Below are 2,158 nucleotides of genomic sequence, written 5' to 3'. Positions count from 1 at the left end.
GGGGGGAAGAAAAGCTGCGGTCGGGCGGCCCGCCGTGAACGCCCGCAGCCCCCCGCCCGCCCCGATCCGACCCGATCGCCCTCGCTACCCGGCCGGCGGCGCGTGGTGGAAGCGCTGGCGGTACTCGGTCGGGGTGGTGTCGAGCCTGCGCCGGAAGGCGCGGACGAGGGTGTCCGGAGTGTTGAAGCCGCACGCCGCCGCGATGCGGTCCAAGGTGTCGTCGGTGGACTCCAGGCGGGCGCGGGCGGCCTCGACCCGGGCGGACTCCACGTAGGCGGCCGGCGTGGTGCCGAGCTCGGTCTTGAAGATCCGCGTCAGCTGGCGCTCGCTGATGTTCGCCGCCTGGGCGAGGTCGGGCACGGTCAGCGCGGCGGTGAGGTTCGCCGCGACATGGTGGCGCAGCTCCTCCATGCGCCGCGTGGTCGAAACCGGCTCCAGGGGGACGCTGAACTGGCTCTGCCCGCTGGTGCGCTTGAGGTACATCACCAACTGCCGTGCGACGCGCAGCGCGACCGCCTCGCCGTGGTCGTCGGCCACGAGGGCCAGGGAGAGGTCCAGGCAGGCGGTGATGCCCGCGCCGGTCCAGACATCGCCCTGGCGGATGAAGATCGGGTCCGCGTCGACCCGCACGGCGGGGAAGTCGGTGCGCAGCTGCTGCGCGGTGGACCAGTGGGTGGTGGCGCGTTTGCCGTCCAGGAGTCCCGCGGCGGCCAGCAGGTGAGCGCCGACGCAGACGGACGCGACGCGGGCGGAGCGTTCGGCGAGGGCGCGGGTCCACCGCACGACGTCGGGGTCGGTGACGGCGCGGATGCGGCCGTCGTGGTCGGCCTCGACCGACCCCGGCACGATCAGCGTGTCGATGCGGCCCGCGGCCAGCTGCTCGTAGGTCGTGTCCGGCAGGACCCTCACCCCTGCGGCCGTGGTGACGGGGGCGAGCGTCGAGGCGGCGAGGACGACCCGGTAGCCGGCGGCCTCGGGGGCCTCCCGGCGCAGCAGGGAGAACACCTCCGGGGGTCCGGTGACGTCGAGCAGGTCCACCCCCGGGAACAGCATGATGGCGACCAGCTTGCCGCTCGGTTGCATGTGGATTTCCCCCGGTCGCACGACTGTCATGGCGTCAACAGGATGTCCGTTTCTGCGGGTTGGACGTCCTGGTGGTCAACATTTTGTTGATCGTAGCGTGGGGGCGTCCAATCGAACCGCCGAACGAAAAGGTGCACCACCGTGGCGACGACGACCCTGCGCGAACTCAACAGCTTCGACCAGAGCCCGGCCCGTCTGGCCGACTCCACGCTGATCCTCATCGACTACCAGAACACCTACACCCAGGGCGTGATGGAGCTCGACGGGTGGAAGGAAGCCCTCGACGCCGCCGCCGACCTGCTCGCCCGCGCCCGCGCCGCCGGGGCGACCGTCATCCACGTCGTCAACGACGGCGGCGAGGGCACCCCGTACGACATCCGCGCCGAGATCGGCCAGATCCACCCGAAGGTCGCCCCGATCGAGGGCGAGCCGACCGTGGTCAAGGGCAAGCCGAACGCCTTCCTCGACACCAACCTCGGCGAGCTGGTCGACGCCGCGGGCAGGAGCAAGGTGATCATCGCCGGGTTCATGACCCACATGTGCGTGGCCTTCACCGCCCAGGGCGCCTTCCTGCGCGGCGACCACGCCACGGTCGTCGCCGACGCCTCCGCGACCCGGCCGCTGCAGACCCCCGCCGGGCAGGTGTCCGCCGAGCAGCTGCACCAGGGCGCGCTCGCCACCGTCCACGACCTGTACGGCGTCGTGGTCGCCAAAGGCGACCAGCTGTCCTGACGCACCGTCCGCTGCGGAGCACGCGGCGCGCGACCACCCCGGATCCACCCGTCCTCCGCAGCGGACGGGCCGGAAGCCACGGTCGCGCCCGCACCACCCATACCCGCACGCACGCGCACGCACGCGAGCGTCTGACGTGCACGAAGGCGCGACCTTGCCGTGAGGCCGCAGCCCAGCCCATCCATCCGAGGGGGGAACAAACCAGAACAGCATCATCCTGCAGAACTTCGTGACTCCTCCCCGGCGTAAACGCTGGGGCTTCTCGCTAGGCCGGGTTGGCGTCGCGACGGGCCAGCCCGGCCCGTAGAACGTTGACAGCTGCCACCGTGTCGGCGTGGGCTGC

2 protein-coding genes are annotated in these 2,158 nt (G+C 71.7%); one reads left to right on the top strand and one right to left on the bottom strand.

The window, feature by feature from the left end; translation table 11 throughout:
- Nucleotides 1–84: 84 nt before the first annotated feature.
- Nucleotides 85–1,083: a GlxA family transcriptional regulator gene (locus TR50_RS24025; protein ID WP_042425590.1), complete on the bottom strand. Its 999-nt coding sequence runs from the start codon at nt 1,081–1,083 to the stop codon at nt 85–87.
- 141 nt (nt 1,084–1,224) lie between these two features.
- Between TR50_RS24025 and TR50_RS24020 the strand changes: the two genes are divergently transcribed.
- Nucleotides 1,225–1,815 carry an isochorismatase family protein gene (locus tag TR50_RS24020; RefSeq protein ID WP_042425586.1) on the top strand — a complete coding sequence of 197 codons (591 nt, stop codon included), beginning with the start codon at nt 1,225–1,227 and terminating at the stop codon, nt 1,813–1,815.
- Nucleotides 1,816–2,158 lie beyond the last annotated feature (343 nt).

It is taken from the genome of Streptacidiphilus anmyonensis (genome assembly GCF_000787855.1).
Lineage (GTDB): Bacteria > Actinomycetota > Actinomycetes > Streptomycetales > Streptomycetaceae > Streptacidiphilus > Streptacidiphilus anmyonensis.
The sequence above is the reverse complement of the archived record's forward strand: the minus strand, read 5'-3'. Positions and strand labels throughout refer to the sequence as shown.